At 71.7% G+C, this 25,108-nt stretch carries 28 protein-coding genes; 19 read left to right on the top strand and 9 right to left on the bottom strand.

Features of this window, described 5'->3' with window-relative positions; translation table 11 throughout:
* Positions 1-95: 95 nt before the first annotated feature.
* The 4 genes from alr (at position 96) to ACZ6I1_RS28670 (ending at position 3,280) form a co-directional block, all read left to right on the top strand.
* Positions 96-1,232 (top strand): alanine racemase, encoded by a 1,137-nt coding sequence (gene alr / locus ACZ6I1_RS28685; protein WP_469291817.1) that lies wholly within the window; start codon positions 96-98, stop codon positions 1,230-1,232.
* A 71-nt stretch (positions 1,233-1,303) separates the two neighbouring features.
* Positions 1,304-2,434, top strand: a complete 1,131-nt coding sequence (locus tag ACZ6I1_RS28680) for an alpha/beta fold hydrolase (RefSeq protein WP_469291847.1) — start codon at positions 1,304-1,306, stop codon at positions 2,432-2,434.
* On the top strand, positions 2,385-2,951 hold the full coding sequence (gene tsaE, locus ACZ6I1_RS28675) for a tRNA (adenosine(37)-N6)-threonylcarbamoyltransferase complex ATPase subunit type 1 TsaE (RefSeq protein ID WP_469291816.1): 567 nt from the start codon (positions 2,385-2,387) through the stop codon (positions 2,949-2,951). Before ACZ6I1_RS28680 ends, tsaE begins: the two co-directional genes overlap by 50 nt.
* 143 nt (positions 2,952-3,094) lie before the next feature.
* Positions 3,095-3,280 carry a hypothetical protein gene (locus ACZ6I1_RS28670; protein ID WP_469291815.1) on the top strand — a complete coding sequence of 62 codons (186 nt, stop codon included), beginning with the start codon at positions 3,095-3,097 and terminating at the stop codon, positions 3,278-3,280.
* 68 nt (positions 3,281-3,348) lie between these two features.
* Here the strand turns inward: ACZ6I1_RS28670 and ACZ6I1_RS28665 are convergent, their stop codons facing one another.
* The gene (locus ACZ6I1_RS28665; RefSeq protein ID WP_469291814.1) at positions 3,349-3,906 is read right to left on the bottom strand and encodes a hypothetical protein; all 558 of its coding nucleotides are present in this window, start codon (positions 3,904-3,906) and stop codon (positions 3,349-3,351) included.
* Positions 3,907-4,033: 127 nt separating this feature from the next.
* On the opposite strand from ACZ6I1_RS28665, the gene tsaB reads away from it, so the two are divergent.
* From tsaB to ACZ6I1_RS28640, 5 genes are read left to right on the top strand one after another with little or no spacing between them, the layout of a single operon-like run.
* Positions 4,034-4,696, top strand: a complete 663-nt coding sequence (tsaB, locus tag ACZ6I1_RS28660) for a tRNA (adenosine(37)-N6)-threonylcarbamoyltransferase complex dimerization subunit type 1 TsaB (RefSeq protein WP_469291813.1) — start codon at positions 4,034-4,036, stop codon at positions 4,694-4,696.
* Positions 4,697-4,716: 20 nt separating this feature from the next.
* Complete coding sequence (gene rimI / locus ACZ6I1_RS28655; RefSeq protein ID WP_384228701.1) at positions 4,717-5,196, top strand: ribosomal protein S18-alanine N-acetyltransferase; 480 nt, start codon at positions 4,717-4,719, stop codon at positions 5,194-5,196.
* On the top strand, positions 5,189-6,334 hold the full coding sequence (gene tsaD, locus ACZ6I1_RS28650) for a tRNA (adenosine(37)-N6)-threonylcarbamoyltransferase complex transferase subunit TsaD (RefSeq protein ID WP_469291812.1): 1,146 nt from the start codon (positions 5,189-5,191) through the stop codon (positions 6,332-6,334). The genes rimI and tsaD overlap by 8 nt, the downstream gene beginning before the upstream one ends.
* Entirely contained in the window at positions 6,331-6,597 is a 267-nt protein-coding gene (locus tag ACZ6I1_RS28645; RefSeq protein ID WP_469291811.1) for a hypothetical protein, read from the top strand. Before tsaD ends, ACZ6I1_RS28645 begins: the two co-directional genes overlap by 4 nt.
* Positions 6,598-6,640: 43 nt before the next feature.
* Positions 6,641-7,303 carry a hypothetical protein gene (locus ACZ6I1_RS28640; RefSeq protein ID WP_469291810.1) on the top strand — a complete coding sequence of 221 codons (663 nt, stop codon included), beginning with the start codon at positions 6,641-6,643 and terminating at the stop codon, positions 7,301-7,303.
* On the opposite strand, the gene ACZ6I1_RS28635 is transcribed toward ACZ6I1_RS28640, so the two are convergent.
* Positions 7,298-8,476: a class I SAM-dependent methyltransferase gene (locus tag ACZ6I1_RS28635; RefSeq protein ID WP_469291809.1), complete on the bottom strand. Its 1,179-nt coding sequence runs from the start codon at positions 8,474-8,476 to the stop codon at positions 7,298-7,300. The genes ACZ6I1_RS28640 and ACZ6I1_RS28635 overlap by 6 nt on opposite strands.
* 207 nt (positions 8,477-8,683) lie before the next feature.
* On the opposite strand from ACZ6I1_RS28635, the gene ACZ6I1_RS28630 reads away from it, so the two are divergent.
* Positions 8,684-9,565 carry a polysaccharide deacetylase family protein gene (locus ACZ6I1_RS28630; RefSeq protein WP_469291808.1) on the top strand — a complete coding sequence of 294 codons (882 nt, stop codon included), beginning with the start codon at positions 8,684-8,686 and terminating at the stop codon, positions 9,563-9,565.
* Complete coding sequence (locus ACZ6I1_RS28625; protein ID WP_469291807.1) at positions 9,562-10,437, top strand: polysaccharide deacetylase family protein; 876 nt, start codon at positions 9,562-9,564, stop codon at positions 10,435-10,437. Before ACZ6I1_RS28630 ends, ACZ6I1_RS28625 begins: the two co-directional genes overlap by 4 nt.
* A 6-nt stretch (positions 10,438-10,443) precedes the next feature.
* Here the strand turns inward: ACZ6I1_RS28625 and ACZ6I1_RS28620 are convergent, their stop codons facing one another.
* Positions 10,444-11,004, bottom strand: coding sequence for a TetR/AcrR family transcriptional regulator (locus ACZ6I1_RS28620; protein WP_469291806.1), 561 nt, complete (start codon positions 11,002-11,004; stop codon positions 10,444-10,446).
* 97 nt (positions 11,005-11,101) lie between these two features.
* Here ACZ6I1_RS28620 and ACZ6I1_RS28615 point away from each other — a divergent pair, with 97 nt between their 5' ends.
* On the top strand, positions 11,102-11,698 hold the full coding sequence (locus ACZ6I1_RS28615; RefSeq protein WP_469291805.1) for a DUF2867 domain-containing protein: 597 nt from the start codon (positions 11,102-11,104) through the stop codon (positions 11,696-11,698).
* A gap of 314 nt (positions 11,699-12,012) precedes the next feature.
* On the opposite strand, the gene ACZ6I1_RS28610 is transcribed toward ACZ6I1_RS28615, so the two are convergent.
* Positions 12,013-13,410, bottom strand: coding sequence for an FtsW/RodA/SpoVE family cell cycle protein (locus ACZ6I1_RS28610; protein ID WP_469291804.1), 1,398 nt, complete (start codon positions 13,408-13,410; stop codon positions 12,013-12,015).
* A 204-nt stretch (positions 13,411-13,614) separates the two neighbouring features.
* Positions 13,615-14,058, bottom strand: coding sequence for a hypothetical protein (locus ACZ6I1_RS28605; RefSeq protein WP_469291803.1), 444 nt, complete (start codon positions 14,056-14,058; stop codon positions 13,615-13,617).
* Between the two features lie 257 nt (positions 14,059-14,315).
* Between ACZ6I1_RS28605 and groES the strand changes: the two genes are divergently transcribed.
* Positions 14,316-14,624 carry a co-chaperone GroES gene (gene groES / locus ACZ6I1_RS28600; RefSeq protein ID WP_007265952.1) on the top strand — a complete coding sequence of 103 codons (309 nt, stop codon included), beginning with the start codon at positions 14,316-14,318 and terminating at the stop codon, positions 14,622-14,624.
* 112 nt (positions 14,625-14,736) lie between these two features.
* Positions 14,737-16,365, top strand: a complete 1,629-nt coding sequence (groL, locus tag ACZ6I1_RS28595; RefSeq protein ID WP_469291802.1) for a chaperonin GroEL — start codon at positions 14,737-14,739, stop codon at positions 16,363-16,365.
* 60 nt (positions 16,366-16,425) lie between these two features.
* On the opposite strand, the gene ACZ6I1_RS28590 is transcribed toward groL, so the two are convergent.
* From ACZ6I1_RS28590 to ACZ6I1_RS28580, 3 genes are all read right to left on the bottom strand, one after another.
* Positions 16,426-17,124, bottom strand: coding sequence for an ester cyclase (locus ACZ6I1_RS28590; protein WP_469291801.1), 699 nt, complete (start codon positions 17,122-17,124; stop codon positions 16,426-16,428).
* A 74-nt stretch (positions 17,125-17,198) separates the two neighbouring features.
* Positions 17,199-17,972 (bottom strand): SDR family NAD(P)-dependent oxidoreductase, encoded by a 774-nt coding sequence (locus ACZ6I1_RS28585; RefSeq protein WP_469291800.1) that lies wholly within the window; start codon positions 17,970-17,972, stop codon positions 17,199-17,201.
* A gap of 31 nt (positions 17,973-18,003) precedes the next feature.
* The gene (locus ACZ6I1_RS28580) at positions 18,004-18,690 is read right to left on the bottom strand and encodes an MOSC domain-containing protein (protein WP_469291846.1); all 687 of its coding nucleotides are present in this window, start codon (positions 18,688-18,690) and stop codon (positions 18,004-18,006) included.
* Positions 18,691-18,778: 88 nt separating this feature from the next.
* Here ACZ6I1_RS28580 and ACZ6I1_RS28575 point away from each other — a divergent pair, with 88 nt between their 5' ends.
* Positions 18,779-19,678, top strand: a complete 900-nt coding sequence (locus tag ACZ6I1_RS28575) for a LysR family transcriptional regulator (protein WP_469291799.1) — start codon at positions 18,779-18,781, stop codon at positions 19,676-19,678.
* Positions 19,679-19,837: 159 nt separating this feature from the next.
* On the opposite strand, the gene ACZ6I1_RS28570 is transcribed toward ACZ6I1_RS28575, so the two are convergent.
* A complete protein-coding gene (locus tag ACZ6I1_RS28570; RefSeq protein WP_469291798.1) occupies positions 19,838-20,164 on the bottom strand; it encodes a WhiB family transcriptional regulator in 327 nt (108 codons plus the stop codon).
* Between the two features lie 379 nt (positions 20,165-20,543).
* On the opposite strand from ACZ6I1_RS28570, the gene ACZ6I1_RS28565 reads away from it, so the two are divergent.
* The 4 genes from ACZ6I1_RS28565 (at position 20,544) to ACZ6I1_RS28550 (ending at position 24,977) form a co-directional block, all read left to right on the top strand.
* Positions 20,544-21,155, top strand: a complete 612-nt coding sequence (locus ACZ6I1_RS28565; RefSeq protein ID WP_003948568.1) for a response regulator transcription factor — start codon at positions 20,544-20,546, stop codon at positions 21,153-21,155.
* Positions 21,156-21,443: 288 nt separating this feature from the next.
* Entirely contained in the window at positions 21,444-22,073 is a 630-nt protein-coding gene (locus tag ACZ6I1_RS28560; protein WP_266574431.1) for a sigma-70 family RNA polymerase sigma factor, read from the top strand.
* A gap of 126 nt (positions 22,074-22,199) precedes the next feature.
* Positions 22,200-23,699 carry an IMP dehydrogenase gene (gene guaB / locus ACZ6I1_RS28555; RefSeq protein ID WP_469291797.1) on the top strand — a complete coding sequence of 500 codons (1,500 nt, stop codon included), beginning with the start codon at positions 22,200-22,202 and terminating at the stop codon, positions 23,697-23,699.
* 153 nt (positions 23,700-23,852) lie between these two features.
* A complete protein-coding gene (locus tag ACZ6I1_RS28550) occupies positions 23,853-24,977 on the top strand; it encodes a GuaB3 family IMP dehydrogenase-related protein (protein ID WP_446592773.1) in 1,125 nt (374 codons plus the stop codon).
* Positions 24,978-25,108 lie beyond the last annotated feature (131 nt).

Raw genomic sequence — 25,108 nt, 5'->3', positions numbered from 1 at the left:
CCTCGCCGGCGTTTGAGGCGCGCGGTTTGGGGCGGAGCCCCACCGCGGAGCCCAGTCGCGGAGCCGTGTCGGGCTGGTCTGAGAGACTGTGCGGGATGAACGAGACACCGACGCGCGTGTACGCCGAGATCGATCTGGACGCCGTACGGGCGAACGTGCGCGCGTTGCGCGAGCGGGCGCCCCGGGCCGGGCTGATGGCCGTCGTCAAGGCGGACGCCTACGGGCACGGCGCCCTGGCCTGCGCCAAGGCCGCCCAGGAGGCCGGTGCCGGCTGGATCGGGACCGCCACGCCCGAGGAGGCGCTCGCCCTGCGCGCCGCCGGGATCGAAGGCCGGATCATGTGCTGGCTGTGGACCCCCGGCGGGCCCTGGCGGGAGGCCGTCGAGGCCGGCATCGACGTGTCCGTCAGCGGAATGTGGGCCCTGGACGAGGTACGGGCCGCCGCCCGCGCCGCCGGCCGCACCGCCCGCATCCAGCTCAAGGCCGACACCGGCCTCGGCCGCAACGGCTGCCAGCCCGCCGACTGGGCGGAACTGGTCGGGGCCGCCGTCGCCGCCCAGGCCGAGGGAACCGTCAAGGTCACCGGCCTCTGGTCGCACTTCGCCTGCGCCGACGAGCCCGGTCACCCGTCCATCCAGCTCCAGCTCACCGCCTTCCGCGACATGCTCGCGTACGCCGAGAAGGAGGGCCTGGAGCCCGAGGTCCGGCACATCGCCAACTCGCCCGCCACGCTCACCCTGCCCGAGTCCCACTTCGACCTCGTGCGCTGCGGGCTGGCCGTCTACGGGGTCTCGCCCGCGCCCGAACTCGGCACCCCGGCCCAGCTCGGCCTGCGTCCCGCCATGGCCCTCAAGGCCTCCCTGGCGCTGGTCAAGACGGTCCCGGCCGGGCACGGCGTGAGCTACGGGCACCACTACGTCACCGAGACCGAGACCACCCTCGCGCTGGTCCCGGCCGGTTACGCCGACGGCATCCCGCGGCACGCCTCCGGGCGCGGCCCGGTGCTGGTCGGCGGCAAGGTCCGGCGCGTCGCCGGGCGCGTCGCGATGGACCAGTTCGTGGTCGACCTGGACGGCGACCGCGCGGAGGTCGGCGACGAGGCCGTCATCTTCGGGGACGCGGAGCGCGGCGAGCCCACCGCCGAGGACTGGGCTCAAGCGGCGCACACCATCGCGTATGAGATCGTCACCCGTATCGGAGGGCGCGTGCCCCGGGTCTACCTGGGCGCCTGAGACGGAGCGAGGGCGGCGGCGTGAGCGAGAACTGGCGCAAGGCCGGCTGGGCCGGCGCCGCCATCGGCGTGATGGCGGCGGGCGCGGCGGCCGGGGTCGCCGTCGAACGGATCACCGTCGGGCGCGGCATGCGCCGCAAGGCACGCCTGGCCCTCGACGCCGCCGGTGACTACGGCTCCCTGCGCGGTACGCAGGGCACCTGCCGGGCCGAGGACGCCACCGAGCTGTACTACGAGGTCGACGAGCTCCCCGAGCCGCCGCGGGCCCGGCTGCGCCGGAAGCCCGCGCCCGCCGCGACCGTCGTCTTCTGCCACGGCTACTGCCTGGGCCAGGACTCCTGGCACTTCCAGCGCGCCGCGCTGCGCGGAGTGGTCCGCGCCGTCTACTGGGACCAGCGCAGCCACGGCCGCAGCGCCCGCGGCCTGGCCCAGGCGGACGGCGAGCCGATCACCATCGACCAGCTCGGCCGCGACCTGAAGAACGTCATCGACGCCGCCGCTCCCGAGGGCCCGCTGATCCTGGTGGGTCACTCGATGGGCGGAATGACCATCATGGGATTCGCGGAGCAGTTCCCCGACCTCGTGCGCGACCGCGTCGTCGGCGTCGCCCTGATCGGCACGTCCAGCGGCCGCCTCGACGAGGTGACGTACGGGCTGCCGTCCGTCGGACTGGGCGCCGTGCGCCGCCTCCTGCCGGGCGTGCTCAAGGCGCTCGGCTCGCAGGTGGAACTGGTCGAGAAGGGCCGCAGGGCCACCGCCGACCTCTTCGCCGGCATGATCAAGATGTACTCGTTCGGCTCCCGCGACGTGGACCCGGGCGTCGCGCGCTTCGCGGAGCGGCTCATCGAGGCCACCCCGATCGATGTGGTCGCCGAGTTCTACCCCGCCTTCCAGACCCACGACAAGACCGCGGCCCTCCAGCGGTTCGCGGACATCCCCGTCACCGTCGTCGCCGGGGACAGCGACATGATCACGCCGCCCGGGCACAGCACGGCCGTCAAGGAGGCGCTGCCGGACGCCGAGCTGGTGATCCTTGAGTCCACCGGGCACCTGATGATGCTGGAGCGCCCGGAGACCGTGACGCGGCTGCTGACCGAGCTGCTGGCGCGCACCGGGACGGTCCCCGCCCTCGCAGCGACTAACGTTGGCGGGCATGGAAGAAGTACCGCTGGAAGTACAGCGCAGCCAGGCACCGGCACCTGAGGCCGGCGCCGGATCCGAGGCCCGGCTCACCATCGGCTCCCCGGACGCGATGCAGGAGCTGGGCCGCAGGCTCGCCGTCCTGCTGCGCCCGGGTGACCTCGTCCTGCTGACCGGGGAGCTCGGCGCGGGCAAGACCACGCTGACCCGCGGGCTCGGCGAGGGGCTCGGCGTGCGCGGGGCCGTGACCTCGCCGACCTTCGTGATCGCCCGCGTGCACCCCTCGCTGACCGGCGGGCCGGCGCTGGTGCACGTGGACGCGTACCGGCTGGGCGGCGGCCTGGACGAGATGGAGGACCTGGACCTCGACGTCTCGCTGCCCGAGTCCGTGGTCGTCGTCGAATGGGGCGAGGGCAAGGTGGAGGAGCTCTCCGACGACCGGCTGCACGTGGTGATCGGCCGGGCCGTCGGCCACGAGGAGGTCCTGGACGACGTACGGGAGGTGTCCGTGCGCGGGATCGGGGCGCGCTGGGCCGACGGGGCCGGGCTGGACGCCCTGACCGGGGCGCTCTCCGAGTAGAGCGCCGCCGCGGCGTCGGAAACGGCGAACGTACCGACAACTCGTCGGCAAGATATTGCGCCCGCGGCCGGGCGCGTGATGACATGGTACCGAGAGTTTCTTAGGCATGCCTAAGTTCGGCGTCCGGGGTCCAGGAGGCAGCCATGTCGGCACCAGCAGGAGCGCAGCGCGAGCCCCGGCCGTCCGCCGTGTCCATGGGGGCGCTGCTCGCCGCGGGCGCGGCCGCCAGCGCCGTCTCGACGCCGCCCGCCCTCGTGCGCGTGCCGGCCGAGGGGGAACCGGAGGACGGCGTACGCGAACAGGCCGCTCCGGAGTCCGAAGCGGCCTAGTGAAGCGGCCTGGTGCTGTGGCGGGTTGGCGGCCCCCGTCGCACGTACGGGTGGTTCTCGCCGGGGCGTCAGGGGACGACGACGACCTTCGAGTTGATGGTCGCGAAGGCCCACATCGCGTCGCCGTCGGCCTTCGTCATGCGGATGCCGCCGGTCTTCCGGCTCGGGTCGGGCTCCGGCGTCGCGCCGTCCGCGCGGGCGCTGAAGCCGATCACCACGCCCTCCACGCTCGTGAACCGCACGACGTGCTCGACCGGAACCCCGTCCGAGCCGGTGACGGAGCCCGAGCGCGAGCCCACCAGGTAGCTGCCCGGCTTGGGGTGCACCGTGCTCGGCATCACCGTGAACGACGTGGGCTCCTGGCCGGCCTCGCCCACCAGCCACACCCGCTTCTGGCCCACCGAGTACACGACGCGCACCCCGGTGCCCGAGCCCTCCGGCACCGGGACCGGCTTCGTCGGGTCCTGCTTGCCCACGGCCGCGCTGGGGGCCGGGGCCGCCTCCTGCCCGGCCGCGCCCGGAGGCCGCTCGGGAGCCGTCGCGGACGCCTGGTAACCGAGGAAGCCGATCGCGGCGAGTGCCGCGGCGGTGAGCCCGGCCACGATTCCCGAGCTGCTGCGTGCCACCTTGCTCCACCTCTCCGCGGTGCGTGTCGCCCCGTAACCATGGCCGATGCCTGATCGAAAGGTAGCAGCAGGCCCGCTCCCCAACCGGCCGCAAAGGCCGGGGGCCACGGAGTCGTAGGCTGTTCGCGTGCTCTTGCTCGCTGTAGATACCGCCACGCCCGCCGTCACCGTCGCCCTGCACGACGGCGAGTCCGTCCTCGCCGAGTCGAACCAGGTCGACGCCCGCCGCCACGGGGAGCTGCTGCTGCCCTCCGTGGACCAGGTGCTCGCCGAGGCCGGCCTGAAGCTCGAAGCCGTCACCGGCATCGTCGTCGGGGTCGGCCCCGGCCCCTACACCGGGCTGCGCGTCGGCCTCGTCACGGCCACCACCTTCGCCTCCGTGCTGGGTGTGCCCGTGCACGGCCTGTGCACCCTCGACGGGCTCGCCCACGCCGCCGGGACCGCCGGGATCGAGGGCCCCTTCACCGTCGCCACCGACGCGCGGCGCAAGGAGGTCTACTGGGCGCGCTACGAGGACCCCCGCACCCGGGTCGGGGAGCCGGCCGTGGACCGGCCCGCCGACATCGCCGAGCGGGTCGCGGGCCTCCCGGCGGTGGGCCAGGGCGCGCTGCTGTACCCCGAGGTCTTCCCCGACGCGCGCGGTCCCGAGCACCAGTCGGCCGCAGCCCTGGCCTCGCTGGCCGCGGAGCGCCTGGCGGCGGGCCTGGAGTTCCTGCCGCCGACCCCGCTCTACCTGCGCCGGCCCGACGCGCAGGTGCCCAAGAACTACAAGGTGGTCACCCCGCAGTGACCCCCCATACCCTGCGCGAAATGCGCTGGTGGGACATCGAGCCCGTGCTGGAACTGGAGCACGAGCTGTTCCCCGACGACGCCTGGTCGGCCGCGATGTTCTGGTCCGAACTGGCCCATGCGCGCGGCCCGCAGGCCACGCGCCGCTACGTCGTCGCCGAGGACGGATCGGGCCGGCTGGTGGGCTACGCCGGGCTGGCCGCCGCCGGCGACCTGGCCGACGTACAGACCATCGCGGCCGCCCGCGACCAGTGGGGGACCGGGCTCGGCGCCCGGCTCCTGACCGACCTGCTGCGCGCCGCCACCGCGTTCGAATGCGCCGAGGTGCTGCTGGAGGTGCGGGTGGACAACACCCGCGCCCAGAAGCTCTACGAGCGCTTCGGCTTCGAGCCGATCGGCTTCCGGCGGGGCTACTACCAGCCCGGCAACGTCGACGCGCTCGTCATGCGACTGACCGACCCCGCACAAGCACGAACTGAGAGCAGTGAGAGCAATGGCTGACGAACCTCTCGTCCTCGGCATCGAGACCTCCTGCGACGAGACCGGCGTCGGCATCGTCCGCGGTACGACCCTGCTCGCGGACGCGGTCGCGTCCAGCGTCGACGAGCACGCCCGCTTCGGCGGGGTCGTGCCCGAGGTGGCCTCCCGCGCCCACCTGGAGACGATGGTCCCCACCATCGAACGCGCCCTGAAGGAGGCCGGTGTCAGCGCCCGCGACCTCGACGGCATCGCGGTCACGGCCGGACCGGGCCTCGCGGGGGCGCTGCTGGTGGGCACCTCGGCGGCCAAGGCGTACGCGTACGCGCTGGGCAAGCCGCTCTACGGCGTGAACCACCTGGCCTCGCACATCTGCGTGGACCAGCTGGAGCACGGGCCGCTGCCGGAGCCGACCATGGCGCTGCTGGTGTCCGGCGGGCACTCCTCGCTGCTGCTGGCCCCCGACATCACCTCCGACGTCCGGCCGCTCGGCGCGACCATCGACGACGCGGCGGGCGAAGCCTTCGACAAGATCGCCCGCGTGCTCCAGCTGGGCTTCCCCGGCGGCCCGGTCATCGACCGGCTCGCGCGCGAGGGCGACCCGAAGGCGATCGCGTTCCCGCGCGGTCTGACGGGGCCGCGCGACCCGGCGTACGACTTCTCCTTCTCCGGTCTGAAGACGTCCGTCGCCCGCTGGATCGAGGCGAAGCGGAAGGCGGGCGAGGAGGTGCCGGTGCGCGATGTGGCGGCGTCCTTCCAGGAGGCCGTGGTCGACGTACTGACGCGCAAGGCGATCCGCGCGTGCAAGGACGAGGGCGTCGACCACCTGATGATCGGCGGCGGGGTGGCCGCCAACTCGCGGCTGCGTTCGCTGGCGCAGGAGCGGTGCGACGACGCGGGGATCATCCTGCGCGTGCCGCGGCCGAAGCTGTGCACGGACAACGGCGCGATGGTGGCGGCGCTGGGCGCCGAGATGGTCAAGCGGAACAGGGCGGCCTCGGACTGGGACCTGTCGGCGGACTCCTCGCTGCCGGTGACGGACCCGCACGTGCCGGGGACGTCCCAGGGGCATGCGCACGGCCACGGACACGGCCACGGCCACGGGCACTCCCACGATCACGACCACGTGCACGAGCTGAGCAAGGACAACCTTTACTCATGACCACCGTCGCGCTGATGTGGGAGGCCCGGGCCGCCGACGGCCGGGGCAACGAACTGCTGGAGTGGGCCCGCGCCCAGGTCCTCGCCCGGGAGCCGGTGCGCCGCGAGGTGCTCCGGGCCCCGCAGGACCGGGTGCTGGTGATCACCTGGTGGGAGGCGCCCGAGGGGATTTCGGCAGACCTGCCCGAACTGCCGGAGCCCGCCGCCGACTTGATCGCGCGGGCGGTGCACCGCTGGCGTTTCGAGTCGGTCGAAGCCGGCTAGGGGCGACCGGCCCGGGCCGGCCCCCGCGGCTATGGTCATGTGCATGCCTCGCCGTGACCTGCCGCCTCCTCCGCCGCCCGCGCACCTGCGCGCCTGGCTGGACGAGGCCGCCGTACGGGCCGACCGCGCGCGGTTCCTGAGGGATCTGGGTCGGCGCAGCCTGGGCCTGGGGCGGCTGCTGCTCCTGTGGGCGGTCGCGGCCGTGTTCGTGCTCGGCTGGTCCTTCGTGGGCATGGCCTGGATGGCCTTCGAGCAGCACGACCCCTTCTCGTACCTCTACGGCCTCATCTTCGCCGTGCTCGGCGCGGGCGTGCTCATCCCGGCCGGGTTCTGGTTCGCCCGGGGCGCCCGGCGCGACCGGCAGGTACGCCAACTGCTGCACGCCTGGGTGGAGTCGGGCCGCGATCCGGCCGCCGACGCCCGCGTCCGGGCGCCGGGGCGGAGCCTGACCTGGCTGGTGGCCTCGCTCGCACTGGGCGCGTTCGGGCTGTGGGTGGCCTTCGCCGCCGCGGTCCCGGCCCGCCCGGGCGACACGACCTGCGGGGAGATCGCGCACACCATGGGCATCGGCCAGATCCTGTGGATCACGGGCCTGCTGGGGCTCGCCAAGGCGGCCGCCCACTACCGCTGGGCGGTACGCACCTTCCGGGTCCCCGCGTCCGGGTCTGCGTCCGCGTCCGCTTCCGGGTCCGCGTCCGCGTCATAGCTCGCGGGCCGGTGCCCCGATCAGCATGGACGGGGCGCCCGCGACGCGGGTCAGGAAGACGGTCGCGGCGTTCGGGCCCTGCGGCTTCACCTTCTTGCGGAGCTCCTCGGGCTCGATGGCCGAGCCGCGCTTCTTCACGGTCAGGACGCCCACCCCGCGCTCGCGCAGCAGGGCCTTGAGCTTCTTCAGCCCGAAGGGCAGCACGTCGGTGATCTCGTACGCCGTCGCGTACGGCGTCGCGCGCAGCTCGTCGGCGGTGATGTACGCGATGGTCGGGTCGATCAGCCGGCCGTCGAGCTGTTCGGCGACCTCGGCCACGAGGTGCGCGCGGATCACGGCGCCGTCGGGCTCGTAGAGCCAGCGGCCGACCGGGCCGGCCTGCGGGTCGGGCAGCGGATCGGCGGTCTGCAGGGCGCGCGGTCCGGGCAGCAGGGTGGCGCGGACGGTCCCCGGCGCGGTCCCGAACCAGAGCACGGCCTCCTTGACGTCCCCCTGGTCGGAGATCCACTCGGCCTCGGCCTCGGCCGGGACCGCCTCGTGCGGGATCCCGGGGGCGATCTTGATGGCGGCGTACTTCGCGCTGCGGGCCGTCTCCACGGCCCACGACAGCGGCGGCGAGTAGGACTCCGGGTCGAAGATCCGGCCGCGCCCCCCGCGCCGGGCCGGGTCGATGAAGACGGCGTCGTAGCCGGAGGTGTCCACCTCCGTCACATCCGCCTCCCGGACCTCGATCAGGTCCGCCAGCCCCAGCTCCTCGGCGTTGGCCCGGGCGACGGCCACGGTCAGCGGGTCGTGGTCGACCGCCAGCACCCGGATGCCGAGCCGGGCCAGGGCCAGGGCGTCCCCGCCGATGCCGCAGCACAGGTCGGCGAGGCTGCGTACGCCCAGGCCGGCGAGCCGCTCGGCGCGGTACGAGGCCACGGAGGCCCGGGTGGCCATCTCGCCGCCGCCGGGCGTGAAGTACATCCGGAAGGCGTCCTCGGCGCCGAACTTCGCCACCGCGCGCTGCCGCAGCCGGGCCTGCCCGAGCGCGGCGGAGACCAGTCCGGCGGGGTGCGCGCGGCGCAGCCGGGTGGCGACGGCCAGCTCCTGGGCGGGGTCGTAGTCGCGGAGCGAGTCCAGGAGGGCGCGCCCCTCGGGGGTGAGGAGGGCGGCGAAGTCTTCGGGGGTCACGGGTCCATTGTCGGCGACGCGCGGGGCGCGGGGAGGCGCGGCGGGGGTGTGGGCCAGTCGGTGGAAGGTCGGCCTCCGCTCGCGGTGTCTTCCGGGGGGCCCGCGTGTCGGGTGCCAGGATGCGCAACTATGCAGCTAGTCGGACAAAAGGAAGATAAGACGCAACAGGGTCACCGGTACGCGGCGGGTCCGCGCGGCCGGTTCGGGGTGGCCGTGGCCGCCCTGCTGGTAGCCGCCCTCGGAACGGCCTGCGGCTCCGGGGAGTCCGCGGCGCCGGACAAGGCCGAGAAGGCGAAGGCGGCCAAGGGCGCGGAGGCGGGCGCGGCGGGCGCGGGGGGAGCGCTCAGCGCCGCCGAGAAGGCCAAGGCCGCCCAGCAGGCGCGCGTCGCGGCGGCGAAGAGGTGGGGCCTGGCCAAGACCCCGCTGACCGCTCCGGCGGCGCCGAAGGAGAAGCCCGAGATCACCACGCGCGAGGGCTTCGAGGTGGAGGACCAGGAGGAGTACCCGCCGGTCTTCACCACCATCGACACGGAGGACAAGGTCGTCTTCCTGACGGTCGACGACGGCGCGGAGAAGGACCCCGAGTTCCTGAAGATGATGCAGGAGCTGAAGATCCCGTACACGGCGTTCCTCAGCGACTACATCATCAAGGACAACTACCCCTACTTCAAGGCGATGCAGGCCGCCGGCGTCACCCTGAACAACCACACGCTCAACCACCGCTACATGCCCGGCCTCTCGTACGAGAAGCAGCGCGAGGAGATCTGCGGCCAGCAGGACACGATCCAGAAGCAGTTCGGCAAGCGGCCGACCCTCTTCCGGCCGCCGTACGGCAACTACAACCAGGACACGCTGCGCGCGGCGAAGTCCTGCGGGATCAAGGCGGTGCCGCTGTGGAACGCGGAGGCCTTCCCGAACCGGCTCGAGTACCGCGAATGGGACCGCGATCTGCACCCCGGTGACATCATCCTCACGCATTTCCGGGGCAAGGAGGACTGGAAGGGCACGATGCCTGACATGATCCGTCAGGTCATGAAGACCGTCACGGACAAGGGGTACGCCGTGGCTCGCCTGGAGGACTATCTGTGAAGCACGCGCGCCGGTTGGTAGCCGGATCGCTGGCGGCCGGCGCGCTCGCGCTCTCCCTGACGGGCTGCGGGGGCGGCGCGGACCACACGGAGCGGCTGGGGCCCAAGCCGAAGGCGACGCAGGGAAGCCCGCAGGCCCCCGCCTCGCCCTCCGGCTCCGCCTCCACCTCTACCGCCCCGGACGAGGCGTACCGCAAGTGGGGCCTGACGGGTCCCGTCCAGTACGCGCCGAAGCCCGCCCGGAAGCCGCAGCTCCCGAAGGCGGCCCCGGGCAGAGTCCCGGTGATAGACCGAATACCCGTCGCGGCGGACGACAAGGTCGTCTTCCTGACCTTCGACGACGGCGCGGAGAAGGACCCCGAGTTCCTGAAGATGGCGGCCGACCTGAAGCTGCCGATCAGCATGTTCCTGACGGACAGCGTGGCTTCGTCGGACTACGGCCACTTCGAGCAGCTGCGCGACAACGGCTCGCAGAGCACGATAAACAACCACACCCTGACGCACCCGAACCTGCGGACCCTCTCCTACGAGGCGCAGAAGCACCAGATATGCGGCCAGCAGGAACGCCTGGAGAAGCGCTTCGGCCAGCGTCCGCCGCTGTTCCGCCCGCCCTTCGGCAACTACAACGACGACACCCTCCGGGCCGCCTCGGAGTGCGGGGTTTCGTCCCTGGTGCTGTGGCGGGTCTCGATGCAGATCAACAACTTCCAGTACGCCGGGGGCTCCGCCCTCACGCCGGGCGACATCATCCTGGCCCACTTCCGCGGCCCCTCGGAGCTCAAGGGTTCCACGGAGACCCAGATGACGACGCGCATGCTCCAGCGGATCCAGGACCAGGGCTACCGGATAGGGCGGTTGGAGGACTACCTGTAGGCCGGGCTAACGCAGCAGCCACCTCTTGGTCAGTTCCAGCGTCTCCGCCCTGCTGCGGTGCCCGTGGTCGGCGGCGATGAAGTACTCGCCGATCCGCACGGAGAACGCGAGCATGCAGCGGACCTCGACGTCGTCCGGGTCCGGGCAGATCGCGCCGAACAGCGAACGCAGGTAGTCCATGCGCCGGTTGTCGACGCGCCGCAGACGCTGCGCGACGTCCTCGTCCCGCCGGGCCCAGTCGCGGATCGCGAGCTCGGCCGCGACGCCCGTCGTCGGCCCGTCGGCGGCGGACGAGGCGATCTCGAACAGTCGCTCCAGCCTGGCCCTGGCGTCTCCGCCACCGCTCTCGACCTGCTCGATCACCGCCTCGCTGACATCGCGCTCCCAGGTGTCGAGCATCTCCGTGAGGAGCGCGCCCCGCGTGCCGAAGTACCCGTAGAAGCCGCCCTTGCTGACGCCGAGCGCCTGCGCCAGCGACTCGATCCGGACGGCCTCCGGGCCGCCCGAGGCCAGAGCCCGCAACCCTTCCTCGATCCATGCGCCGCGAGGCGTCCGGGTCGTGCCCATGGTGTGTCTCCGCTCACGTCCGCCCCCGTCTATACGGTGCCGTATAGACGGGTGCTAGCCTTCTTCTATACGGCATCGTATAGATAGGGGCTTGGCCATGAGACTCCCCACGACCGCGCACACCGACCGTCCCTGGCGGATCCACGAGATCGCCGGCGACTTCCAGCTCGAGGACGTGTGGGCGCTCCCGACGCCGGGCGGCCCCGACGACCTCGAGCGGCTCGTGCGCCAGTTCGCGCAGGGCAAGGGGGACCCCGTCCCCTCCCTGGTGGGGCGCGTGCTCTTCGCGCTCCGCTGGAAGCTCGGGGCGCTGCTCGGTCTGGACAAGCCCGCCGACGGCATCGGCGGCCGCGTGCCGACGCTGCGGGACCGCCTGCCGGCGGACCTCCGCGAGGGTCCGCGTGGGCCGGACCTCGACTCCGTACCGTTCACGTCCGTCTACCAGACCCATGACGAGTGGGTGGCGGAGATGGCCAACAAGACCGTGCACGGCGTGATGCACATCGGCTGGATCCCGGACGGCTCCGGCGGCCACCGCGGCCAGATGGCCGTCCTGGTCAAGCCGAACGGCCGCCTGGGCGCCGCGTACATGGCCGCCATCAAGCCCTTCCGCTACCTGGGCGTCTACCCGGCCCTGATCCGGGGCATCGGCCGCGAATGGCAAGCCGGAACCGCCGCCCGAGCCCGCGGCTAGCTCAGCCCGGGACGGGCTCGATGGCGCCGACCGCGGTGGTGACGAGGCCCGCCGCGTGGCGGGCGGCGTACTCGGCACAACGGGCGATCTGCCGCGTCCACCGTCCGACCTGCCGCGATCTCCATATGACCGCTGTCTGGCGACGGCGGGCCCGGCCCGGTCGGCGTTGCCGCCCGTCCCGGGCGAAGGGTCTTGGCCGCCCCGGGAGCCGGGCAGGGCATCCCTGATCCCGGTCGGGTGTGTCCCGGCCCCCGAAGCCGTCGGCCGGCAGGCCGGTGCGCCTGGGGGTGGTGCCGCCGGACCCGGCCCCCGCCCTACACCCCCGACACCACCGGTGTGATCGTCGTTTCGACCGGGCCCCTCGCGTCCGCCTCGCGTTGGCGTTCCGCGCTGTCGCTGATGCGGAGCAGCAGGGCGATCATGATCCAGTTGGCCAGGAGGGACGAGCCGCCCTTGGCCAGGAAGGGCAGGGCCTTGCCCGTCAGGGGGATCAGGCCCGTGACGCCACCCGCGACCACGAAGACCTGGAGGGCCAGCGCCGAGGCGAGGCCCACCGCCAGCAGTTTGCCGAAGGGGTCGCGGGCGCCGAGGGCCATCCGGAGCCCCCGCTGTACGAGGAGTGCGTACAGGATCAGTACCGCCATGACCCCGGCCAGGCCGAGTTCCTCGCCGACCGTCGTCAGGATGAAGTCGCTGCGGCCCGCGAACTTGATCAGCTCCGGGTGGCCCATGCCGAGGCCGGTGCCGGAGATGCCGCCCGTGCCGAAGCTGAACAGCGCCTGCGCCGACTGGTCCGAGGTGACGCCCGGGGGAGGGTTCTCCCAGTAGTACGACAGCGGGTTGAGCCAGGCGGCCACGCGCGCCTTGACGTGCGGTTCCGTCGAGCCCACAGCGAAGGCGCCGACCGCCGCCATGAACAGGCCGCACACGATCCAGCCGGTGCGCTCCGTGGCCACGTACAGCATCACCACGAAGACGCCGAAGAAGATCAGCGACGTACCCAGGTCGCGCTCGAAGACCAGCACCAGCATCGACACGATCCACACCGTGACGATCGGTCCCAGCTGGCGCATCGGCGGCATCCGCATGCCGAGGAACTTGCGGCCCGTCAGGGCCAGCGAATCCCGGTGGATCACCAGGTAGCCCGCGAAAAAGATCGCGATCATGATCTTCACGAACTCGCCGGGCTGCAGCGAGAACCCGAACAGGATGATCCACCGCTTCGCGCCGTACGTGTCCGCGCCGAAGAACGCCGGCGCGATCAGCAGCACCAGCGCGACGGCCATCGTGATGTAGATGAACCGCTGCAGCAGCCGGTGGTCGCGCAGCAGCGCCACCACCAGGATGCAGGCGGCGACGCCGACCACCGTCCACAGCAGCTGGCCCGGAGCGTTCGCGTCCGAGTTGTACCGCTCGATGTACCCCTGGTCGAGGCGGTGGATCAGTACCAGCCCGAGGCCGGTCAGCAGCATGGCCAGCGGGAAGATCAGCGGGTCGGCGTACGCCGCGAACCGGCGGATGCCCAGGTGCCCGACCAGCGAGAGCAGCGTCATGCTGATCGTGAAGCCGGTGAGGTCGGGCGGCAGCTCGCCGTTCATGGCGAGGCCGGCGTTGGCGTGGCCGAAGACGGCGGTGCCGACGACGAGGACGAGCAGCAGCGCCTCGGTGCGACGGCGGGAGCCCGCCGTCGTCAGGGGTTTCAGTCCACGCACGGGAGGCCGCCGCCGTCCGTGGGCGCGAGCGCGAGCGCGGGCGCGGGCGCGGGTGCGGGCGAGGCGGCAGGCGTGTACGGCGCCCCCGGTGACGGCGAGGGTGGACGCGAGGGGGAGGGTGAGGGGGAAGCGGCGCCCCGTGCGCTCGGGCTCGGAGGGGCCTTCGGCCCGATCTGCTCGGCAATGAGGCGCTTTATCTTCATATCAACTACGACGTCGATGCCCTCCCCATGGTTCCTCCCGCAGCCTGCCCACCGCCCACACCGGAAGGACGAGGGAGAGCACGCCCACCGCGCCGGGCCCCAGCCACACCAGGACGCCGGGCCGCACGGCCGTGCCGGCGGACGGTCCGAGGACGAAGGCGGGCTGCGGACCGTCCGGACGGGTGTCGAACGCGGTGTCGACCCCGACCCGCCGAATCGCGAACGAGCCGTCGCCCGCCGCGAAGGAGCCCTCGCACATCCAGTGCAGGTCCCCGTCCGAGTCCCGCTCCTCCGCACACCGCGTGGCGTGGAAGGCGCCCTCCACCCCGGCGACCTGAGCCGCGAGCCGCGGCACGGAGTTCGACAGCATGTAGATCCCGGCCGCGAGGCCGACCACGATCGGGATGCCGTGCCGCCAGCGCACGCCGGGGTTCGTCCTGGTCATGACCGGAGAGTAGTGAGATCGAACGCCCGTGCGCCGGGGTTTCGCCGGTTCCGGAGGGCCGCTCCGCGCAACGCCCATCGTCGGGAATTGGCACTCCGCTTGACCGAGTGCTAATCGCCGGAATAGTCTCGCACCTGGCACTCGCCCCCGGTGAGTGCCAACACAGCGACAGGCAGATCCGGCACCCGCGACGACGGATCGACCTGGTCGCCACCTCAGACAGTTAACCCCGGATCTCCGAAGGGGGAGGTCGGATCGTGACGACCGCCAGCTCCAAGGTTGCCATCAAGCCGCTTGAGGACCGCATTGTGGTCCAGCCGCTCGACGCCGAGCAGACCACGGCCTCCGGCCTGGTCATCCCGGACACCGCGAAGGAGAAGCCCCAGGAGGGCGTCGTCCTCGCGGTCGGTCCGGGTCGCTTCGAGGACGGCCAGCGTCTCCCGCTGGACGTCAACGTCGGCGACATCGTGCTGTACAGCAAGTACGGCGGCACCGAAGTGAAGTACAGCGGCGAGGAGTACCTCGTCCTCTCGGCCCGCGACGTGCTCGCGATCGTCGAGAAGTAATTCGCTTCTCCAGTACTGCTTTGAGCTGCGCCCCTGGTCACCCCGCTGATTGCCGGGCGGCGAGGGGCGCAGTTCGTTAAACCCGAGTTTTCGAGAGGGCTGAACCGCTCCCATGGCGAAGATCCTGAAGTTCGACGAGGACGCCCGTCGCGCCCTCGAGCGCGGCGTCAACAAGCTTGCCGACACGGTGAAGGTGACGATCGGCCCCAAGGGCCGCAACGTCGTCATCGACAAGAAGTTCGGCGCCCCCACCATCACCAACGACGGTGTCACCATCGCCCGCGAGGTCGAGCTGGACGACCCGTACGAGAACCTGGGCGCGCAGCTCGTGAAGGAGGTGGCGACCAAGACCAACGACATCGCGGGTGACGGCACCACCACCGCCACTGTGCTGGCCCAGGCGCTGGTCCGCGAGGGTCTGCGCAACGTCGCCGCGGGCGCGTCCCCGGCCGCCCTGAAGAAGGGCATCGACGCCGCGGTCAAGGCCGTGTCCGAGGAGCTCCTCGCGACCGCCCGCCCGATCGAGGACAAGTCCGACATCGCCGCCGTGGCCGCGCTCTCCGCGCAGGACCAGCAGGTCGGCGAGCTCATCGCCGAGGCGATGGACAAGGTCGGCAAGGACGGTGTCATCACCGTCGAGGAGTCCAACGCCTTCGGCCTGGAGCTGGAGTTCACCGAGGGCATGGCCTTCGACAAGGGCTACCTCTCGCCGTACATGGTCTCCGACCAGGAGCGTATGGAGGCCGTCCTCGACGACCCGTACATCCTGATCAACCAGGGCAAGATCTCCTCCATCCAGGACCTCCTGCCGCTGCTCGAGAAGGTCATCCAGGCCGGCGCCTCGAAGCCGCTGCTGATCATCGCCGAGGACGTCGAGGGCGAGGCGCTCTCCACCCTCGTCGTCAACAAGATCCGCGGCACCTTCAACGCGGTCGCCGTCAAGGCCCCGGGCTTCGGCGACCGCCGCAAGGCGATGCTGCAGGACATGGCCACCCTCACCGGTGCCACCGTCATCGCCGAGGAGGTCGGCCTCAAGCTCGACCAGGCCGGTCTGGACGTACTGGGCTCCGCCCGCCGCGTCACGATCTCCAAGGACGACACCACCATCGTCGACGGTGGCGGCAACTCCGAGGACGTCGCGGGCCGCGTCAACCAGATCAAGGCCGAGATCGAGTCCACCGACTCCGACTGGGACCGCGAGAAGCTGCAGGAGCGCCTGGCGAAGCTCGCCGGCGGCGTCTGCGTCATCAAGGTCGGCGCCGCCACCGAGGTGGAGCTCAAGGAGAAGAAGCACCGCCTCGAGGACGCCATCTCGGCGACCCGCGCCGCGGTCGAGGAGGGCATCGTCTCCGGCGGTGGCTCCGCTCTCGTCCACGCCGTCAAGGTCCTCGAGGACAACCTCGGCCTGTCGGGCGACGAGGCCACCGGTGTCGCGGTCGTGCGCCGCGCCGCCGTCGAGCCGCTGCGCTGGATCGCCGAGAACGCCGGTCTCGAGGGTTACGTCATCACCTCGAAGGTCGCCGAGCTCGACAAGGGCCAGGGCTTCAACGCCGCCACCGGCGAGTACGGCGACCTGGTCAAGGCCGGCGTCATCGACCCGGTGAAGGTCACCCGCTCCGCGCTGGAGAACGCCGCTTCCATCGCCTCCCTGCTGCTCACGACCGAGACCCTGGTCGTCGAGAAGCCGGCCGAGGAAGAGGCCGACGCGGGCCACGGCCACGGTCACGGCCACAGCCACTGATCGCACCACGGCACAGCGAAGGCCCCGTTCCGCACCTGCGGAACGGGGCCTTCCCCGTGTTCAGGACCCGGACGCGCCCATCTCGCGCATGAGGCGGCCGATGTCGTAGTGCCACCAGGCCTCGGCTATCTTGCCGTCCGCACAGCGGAAGGTGGTGGTCCCGGGGATGTCGTACGTCTTCCCGGTCGGTGCGACCCCCATGAACTCTCCCTTGTGCGTGCCGTGCCAGGTCCACACGGTGGTGACGAGGTCGCCCTCGGCCACCTGGGCCACCGTCTCGAAGGTCATGTCGAAGGCCGCGCGCCACATCTGCATGTCCTTGTGCATGACGTCCCGTCCGGTGACGGTGGTCTCGTCGTGCCCGACGTCGTGGTCGATGTAGTCGGCGGCGAAGAGCTCGTCGATGAGGCTCGTGTTGCCCTTCATCGCGATCTCCTGGAACACCTTGTCCGCGAGCATCTTGTTGAGGTTCTCGTCGCGGACGACGTCCAGGTTGGTGAAGGTCGGCATCCCCTCGCAGAGGGCCACCATCTCCTGGAACATCTTGTCGGTCTCCGGGAGATGAGAGTTCTTCATGGCGTCTTCGTACGAGGGGAATTCGACCACGTCCACGTAGTGGTTCTCGGCCTCGCGGTCCTTGCCCACGATGGAGTGGGTCACCGTGCGCTTGCCCTGGCTCTGCGAGACGTACTGGTCGAGCAGCTGGTTGAGGTCGTCCTGCCGGCTGGTCTTGTAATCGATTATCTGTACGAATGTCATGGCGTCTCCCGGGCTGGATGGGACACGTCCATTTTAGGTAAATACCACCCATTCGGCTGGTTTGCCGGGGGGTGTTACTGCGGCCCGTACTTGCGGCCCGTACGGGACGACACCCCGCCCAGCAGCCCGCGCGGCGTCAGCTTCACCACGCCCATCAGCGCCTTGTACCGCGGATCGGGGATCGACACCGTCTTGCCCCGGGCCAGGTCCGCCAGGGCCGCCGCCACCAGCTTGTCGGCGTCGAGCCACATCCAGCCGGGGATGTTGTCCGTGCCCATGCCGGCGCGCTGGTGGAACTCCGTCCGTACGAAGCCGGGGCACAGCGCCATCAGCCGTACCCCGGATCCCGCCAGGTCCCGCGCCGCACCCTGGGTGAACTGCACGACCCAGGCCTTGCTCGCCCCGTAGGTGCCGCGCGGTACGAACGCCGCCACGGAGGCCACGTTGATCACGCCGCCGCGGCCGCGCGAGCGCATCGACCCGGTGGCCGCCGAGGTCAGCCGCAGGACCGCCTCGATGTGCACCTTCAGCATGGTGAGCTCGTCGGCCATGGAGACCTCGAGGTAGCGGCCCTTGTTGCCGAAGCCCGCGTTGTTGACCAGCAGGTCCACCGGGTGGGTGCGGTCGCCGAGGCGGCGCTCGACCGCCGCGATGCCCTCCTCGGCGGAGAGGTCGGCGGCCAGCACCTCGGCCTCGATGCCGTGCCGGTCGTGCAGCTCGGTGGCCTGCTCGCCGAGCCGCTTGGTGTCACGCGCCACCAGCACCAGGTTGTGGCCCTGGGCGGCGAGCCGCCGGGCGAAGGCGGCGCCGATGCCCGCCGTGGATCCCGTAATCAACGCAGTCGTCATAGGCGCAACCTAGCCGCCCCGGATGACGGTGTTACCCCGCCCCGACCCCGGCCCCGTACTTCTCCACGTACCGGCGCACCCGCTCGTGGGCCTCCGGCTCCATCGCCGCGCCCGCCGCCAGGGTGCGCGGCAGCAGGGCGCGCTCGGTGGTGAAGGCCCGGAACCACAACTGCACCGTCACGTCGTGGTCCGGACGGTGGATGACCTCGATGGTGTCGCCCGGGGAGACCGAGCCCTCCTCGATCACCCGCAGGTACGCGCCCGGCCGTGCCGCCCGGGTGAAGCGCTTGACCCAGGCGCTCTCGCCGACGGCCCCCTGGAAGGTCTGGCACGGGATGCGGGCCGAGGCCACCTCGAGGACCAGGTCCGCGCCGACCCGCCACCGGTCGCCGAGGCGCGCGGTGTTCAGGTCGAGGCCGGAGGTGGTGAAGTTCTCGCCGAAGGCCCCGGCGGGCAGTTCGCGGCCCAGCTCGCGCTCCCAGCGGTCCAGGTCCTCGCGCGCGTACGCGTAGACGGCCTGGTGGTCGCCGCCGTGGTGGCGGCGGTCGCAGACGGCGTCGCCCTCGAGGCCGCTGCCCCGTCCGGTGGCCTTGGAGCCGGGAGCGCTCACGCGCACCGGTCCGGGGACCGGGCGCTTGTGGTGGCCGGTCACCCCGCCTTCCGCGTCGGTGTAGTCGACGGCCGTGGCGCGGCCGAGGTTCACGGAGATCAGATGTATGGGGACCATGCGGCCAACCTAGCCGAGCGCCCCCAAAGCGTCACGGGGTATTCGTGCGGCCAGTCAAAGCAGGGCTTATGCTCGAGGGGTGATCGAGGCACGCCATCTCCGGGTCCTGCGCGCTGTCGCCGGGACCGGGTCCTTCTCCGCCGCCGCCCGCGAGCTCGGCTGCACCCAGCCGGCCGTCTCCCAGCAGATGAAGGCGCTGGAGCAGTCGGCCGGCACTCCGCTGCTCGTGCGGACCGGCCGTGAAATGCGGCTGACCCAGGCCGGCGCGGCCCTGGTCCGGCACGCGTCGGGGATCCTGTCCGGGCTGACCGCCGCCGAGGAGGAGGTCGCGGCCATCGCGGGGCTGCGCGCGGGCCGGGTCCGGCTGGTGTCCTTCCCCAGCGGCAGCTCGACCCTGGTGCCGACCGCGCTCGCGGCGATGCGCGCCGAGCACCCGGGGACCCGGATCTCCCTGGTCGAGGCCGAACCGCCGCGCTCGGTGGAGATGCTCCGCGAGGGGGACTGCGACCTGGCGCTGGCCTTCCGTTACGGCGGGGCGGCCGGATCCGTGGCGGAGTGGGACGACCTGGTGGTGCGCCCGCTGCTGACCGACCGGCTCGTCGGTCTGGTCCCGGAAGGCCACCGGCTGGCCGGTGCCGAGCGCGTGGGCATGGCGGAGCTGGCCGACGAGCCGTGGATCGCGGGCTGTCCGCGCTGCCGCCGCCATCTGGTCGAGGTGTGCGAGGCCGCGGGATTCACCCCGCGGATCGACTTCGCGACCGACGACTATCCGGCGGTCGTCGGCCTGGTGGGCGCGGGGCTGGGCGTCGCCGTGCTGCCGGAGCTCGCGGTGGAGTCCGTCCGGGCCAAGGGCGTCAGCACGGTGGCGGTGGAGCCGGCCGTGGTGCGCGAGGTCGTGGCGCTGACCCTGCCCGACCTGGCCCGGGTGCCGGCCGTGGCCGCGACGCTGGCCGAGCTGGAGCGGGCCGCCACGCGCTGACCGTACGTCTCTGGCGGATACGTACGGCCGAACGCGTGACGTTGCGCCCCGAGCTGCGACACGCCCGGCGTTCGCGCGGATCGGATGAACCCGCGGTCGGTGGGTCCAGTGGGTCCACGGGAATTGCAGGAACGTTCCTTCGGGCGTTTGTTCTCCGGATCAGTGGGGCGGGATCGGTCCGAGCGCGGTGGACGCGGGGATCAGGCGGTGACGCGCGCGGCCCATCAGTTCCTCTCGCTCGTCCTCCGTGAGGCCTCCCCACACTCCGTAGGGCTCGCGGACGGCGAGCGCGTGCGCGGCACACTCCGCGCGGACCGGGCATCGCATGCAGACCTCTTTAGCCGAGGCCTCGCGCGCGCTCCTGGCCGCGCCCCGCTCACCTTCCGGATGGAAGAAGAGGGAGCTGTCGACCCCCCGGCAGGCGGCGAGCAGCTGCCAGTCCCAGAGGTCGGCGTTCGGTCCGGGGAGGCGGGAGAAATCTGCCATTGGTAGTCCTCTTGGTGCCGGTACTGAGGCGGATACGGTCCATGTCTCCACACCTACTGTCCTAGTAGATGTAAATATGACTCATTGGGAATCTAGCCTCAGACACGTGCCAAACGGAAGGAAAGCCGCCAAATAGGGCATAGCTCCAGATGGAGGACAGTTGCCTTGTGGCGGCCGTGTCGTGTTCGCTTCCTCACGTAGAGTGCCGAAGGTGTCCGTCCGACCCGTAACTCTTTCGAGTGACCATCGTTGAGAGTGCGAAGGCGGTTGAACCCATAAGTTCTCGGACAGGTGTCCGGGGACATCGACCGCACAGGTGACGATACGTACCAGCCTGGAGGCTCAAGGTGACGCGCATCAGCAGCTGCGGAGGGCGGTCATGACATCCGTCCTCGTCTGCGACGACTCCCCGCTTGCCCGAGAGGCGCTCCGCCGCGCGGTTGCCACCGTGCCCGGCGTCGAGCGTGTGACGACGGCTGCCAACGGCGAGGAAGTCCTCCGCCGCTGGGGTGCCGACCGCTCCGACCTGATTCTGATGGATGTACGGATGCCGGGGCTGGGCGGTGTGGAGACGGTTCGCCGGCTGCTCTCGGCCGACCCGGGCGCCCGCATCATCATGCTGACGGTCGCCGAGGACCTGGACGGCGTGGCCCTCGCGGTCGCCGCCGGCGCCCGGGGCTACCTGCACAAGGACGCCTCGCGCGCCGAACTGCGGGCCACGGTCACCCAGGCCCTCGCCGACCCGACCTGGCGCCTGGCCCCGCGCCGGCTCCGCTCGGCCGAGATGGGCGCCGCCCCCACGCTCACCGCGCGGGAGATCCAGGTGCTCGAGGGCATGAGCCACGGCCGGTCCAACGCGGAGATCGGGCGTGAGCTCTTCCTCTCCGAGGACACGGTCAAGACGCACGCCCGCAGGCTGTTCAAGAAGCTCGGCGCCTCGGACCGGGCGCACGCCGTCGCGCTCGGCTTCCGCTGGGGCCTGGTCCGCTGACCCACGGGCCGCGGTCCCGTCCGACGACCGACAGCCCCGTCGTACCCGGTGCGCATCCGGGGATTGGCGGGGCACAATCCGGGGGACGTGTCGCTTCGTGCGCGATGCCGCATCCTTGAGGGTGTGCCGCATTCTTGGAAATGTGGGGTCCCCGTCCGTGGGGACCATTCGGCCGAGCGGGAGGGGAGGGTGCAGACCATGAGTTCCGGCGCCCCCGCTCATAACGCTTCGACGCACGAAACCGGCCGCGGTGCCGCGGAACCTCCGGCGCCAAGGCACCATGGATTGATGCGCGACGACGAGGCCCTGGGGTCCCCCGCGGCCACAGGCCCGACCGGCGCCGCCAAAGGCGGCAGTGCCGGGGCCGTCAGCGCGCTCGTACGCCGGGCGGTGGAGGGCGACGAGCAGGCCACGCACGACCTGCTCGCCTTCGTTCACCCGCTCGCGATCCGCTACTGCCGCACCCGGCTCTCGCGGCTCCCGGGTGATGCCCGCCACTTCGTGGAGGACCTCGCGCAGGAGGTCTGCGTCGCGGTCCTGATGGCCCTGCCGCGCTACCGGGACACCGGGCGGCCCTTCGAGGCCTTCGTCTTCGCCATCGCCGCGCACAAGGTCGCCGACCTGCAGCGGGCCGCCATGAGGCACCCGGGCAGCACGGCCGTCCCGTCCGACGAGATGCCGGAGCGCCCCGACGACTCGCTGGGCCCCGAGGAGCGGGCGCTGCTCAGCAGCGACGCGGCCTGGGCCAAGAAGCTGCTGGCCAATCTGCCGGAGAACCAGCGCGAGCTGCTCGTCCTGCGGGTGGCCGTCGGGCTGACCGCCGAGGAGACCGGGCAGATGCTCGGCATGTCGCCGGGGGCGGTGCGGGTGGCCCAGCACCGGGCCCTCAGCAGGCTCCGCGCGCTCGCCGAGCAGTAGGAACCGCCCCGGCGATCGTCGTAGGAAGCGACGAAAATCCCGAGGGACCATGCTCGTGGAATGAGACGCTGCGGGATCCCGTTAGCATGGACATCCGCGCTGAGCAAGACCATTTGGGAAGGTGTCATGACTACCGACGGAGTGCCCGACAAATTCGCCACGCTCGGACTGACCTACGACGACGTGCTGCTGCTGCCGGGCGCGTCGGACATGGCGCCCGACGCGATCGACACCTCCTCCCTCATCTCGCGCAACGTCCGCGTCAACGTTCCGCTGCTCTCCGCCGCCATGGACAAGGTCACCGAGGCCCGCATGGCCATCGCGATGGCCCGCCAGGGCGGCGTCGGCGTACTGCACCGCAACCTCTCCATCACCGACCAGGCCAACCAGGTCGACCTGGTCAAGCGCTCCGAGTCCGGCATGGTCACCGACCCGATCACGGTGCACCCGGACGCGACGCTGCGCGAGGCCGACGAGCTCTGCGCGAAGTTCCGCATCTCCGGGGTCCCGGTCACCGACCCGGCGGGCAAGCTGCTCGGCATCGTCACCAACCGCGACATGGCCTTCGAGTCGGACCGCAGCCGCCAGGTGCGCGAGGTCATGACCCCGATGCCGCTGGTCACGGGCAAGGTCGGCATCTCCGGCGTGGACGCCATGGAGCTGCTGCGCCGCCACAAGATCGAGAAGCTTCCGCTGGTCGACGACGCGGGCATCCTCAAGGGCCTCATCACGGTCAAGGACTTCGTCAAGGCCGAGAAGTACCCGAACGCCGCCAAGGACAAGGACGGCCGGCTGCTCGTCGGCGCGGCCGTCGGCGTCGCCGGTGACGCGTACGACCGCGCCCAGGCGCTGATCGAGGCGGGCGCCGACTTCATCGTCGTCGACACCGCCCACGGCCACTCCCGCCTGGTCGGCGACATGGTCGCCAAGATCAAGTCGAACTCCTCCGTCGACGTCATCGGCGGCAACGTCGCCACCCGCGACGGCGCCCAGGCGCTGATCGACGCCGGCTGCGACGGCATCAAGGTCGGCGTCGGCCCCGGCTCCATCTGCACCACCCGCGTCGTCGCCGGCATCGGCGTCCCGCAGGTCACCGCGATCTACGAGGCCTCGCTGGCCGCCAAGGCCGCGGGCGTCCCGGTCATCGGCGACGGCGGCCTGCAGTACTCCGGTGACATCGCCAAGGCCCTGGTCGCGGGCGCGGACACGGTGATGCTCGGCTCGCTGCTCGCGGGCTGCGAGGAGTCCCCGGGCGAGCTGCTCTTCATCAACGGCAAGCAGTTCAAGTCGTACCGCGGCATGGGCTCGCTCGGCGCGATGCAGTCCCGCGGCGACCGCAAGTCCTTCTCGAAGGATCGCTACTTCCAGGAGGGCGTGGGCGGCGACGACAAGCTCATCCCCGAGGGCATCGAGGGCCAGGTGCCCTACCGCGGTCCGCTCTCGGCGGTCGTGCACCAGCTCGTCGGCGGCCTGCGCCAGTCGATGTTCTACGTCGGCGGCCGCACCGTCCCCGAGCTGCAGGAGCGGGGCCGCTTCGTCCGGATCACCTCGGCGGGCCTCAAGGAGAGCCACCCGCACGACATCCAGATGACGGTGGAAGCACCGAACTACTCCCGCAAGGGCTGAACGGCATGAGGTGAGGGGGCGGGTCCAGCCGGGCCCGCCCCCTCCGCCGTGCCCCGGGACGGTCCGCGGTCGTCCGTACAGCGGTCACCGGAACGCGGGCCCCCGGCGTTCGGGGATACTGGACGGGCAGACCCAGAGGAAAGGCCACCACACGTGACTGAGATCGAGATCGGGCGCGGCAAGCGCGGCCGCAGGGCGTACGCGTTCGACGACATCGCCATCGTCCCGAGCCGGCGTACCCGGGACCCGAAGGAGGTCTCGATCGCCTGGCAGATCGACGCGTACCGCTTCGAGCTCCCCTTCCTGGCCGCCCCCATGGACTCGGTCGTCTCCCCGCAGACCGCGATCCGCATCGGCGAGCTCGGCGGCCTCGGCGTGCTGAACCTCGAAGGCCTGTGGACCCGGTACGAGGACCCGCAGCCGCTGCTCGACGAGATCACGGAGCTGGACGAGGAGGCCGCCACCCGCCGCCTCCAGGAGATCTACTCCGCGCCGATCCAGGCGGACCTGATCCGGCAGCGGATCAAGGAGGTGCGCGACTCGGGCGTCGTCACCGCCGCCGCGCTGTCCCCGCAGCGCACCGCCGAGTTCTCCAAGGCGGTCGTGGACGCGGGCGTGGACATCTTCGTGATCCGCGGCACCACCGTGTCCGCTGAGCACGTCTCCGGCGCCGCCGAGCCGCTGAACCTCAAGCAGTTCATCTACGAGCTCGACGTGCCGGTCATCGTCGGCGGCTGCGCCACGTACACCGCAGCCCTGCACCTGATGCGCACCGGCGCCGCGGGCGTCCTGGTCGGCTTCGGCGGCGGCGCCGCGCACACCACGCGCAACGTGCTCGGCATCCAGGTCCCGATGGCGACCGCCGTCGCGGACGTGGCCGCGGCCCGCCGCGACTACATGGACGAGTCCGGCGGCCGCTACGTGCACGTCATCGCCGACGGCGGCGTGGGCTGGTCGGGCGACATCCCGAAGGCCGTCGCCTGCGGCGCCGACGCCGTGATGATGGGCTCCCCGCTGGCCCGCGCCACCGACGCGCCCGGCAAGGGCAACCACTGGGGCATGGAGGCCGTCCACGAGGACGTGCCGCGCGGCAAGAAGGTGAACCTCGGCACGGTCGGCACCACCGAGGAGATCCTCACCGGCCCGTCGCACACCCCGGACGGCTCGATGAACATCTTCGGCGCCCTGCGCCGCTCGATGGCCACCACCGGCTACAGCGAGCTCAAGGAGTTCCAGCGGGTCGAGGTCACGGTCGCGGACTCGCAGCACAGCCGCTGACGGTTCCCGTACGTACGCCGGAGGGCCGGCACCCCGCGCGGGGTGCCGGCCCTCCCGCCCACGGCGTGGTGCCAGTTCCCGCGCCTACCCTCCTCTTCGAGCCCAAAGAAGACAAAACGCCCACCCCTAAG

The sequence above is a fragment of the Streptomyces sp. NPDC046303 genome, from assembly GCF_055588085.1.
This window is presented reverse-complemented; position numbering and strand designations above follow the sequence as displayed.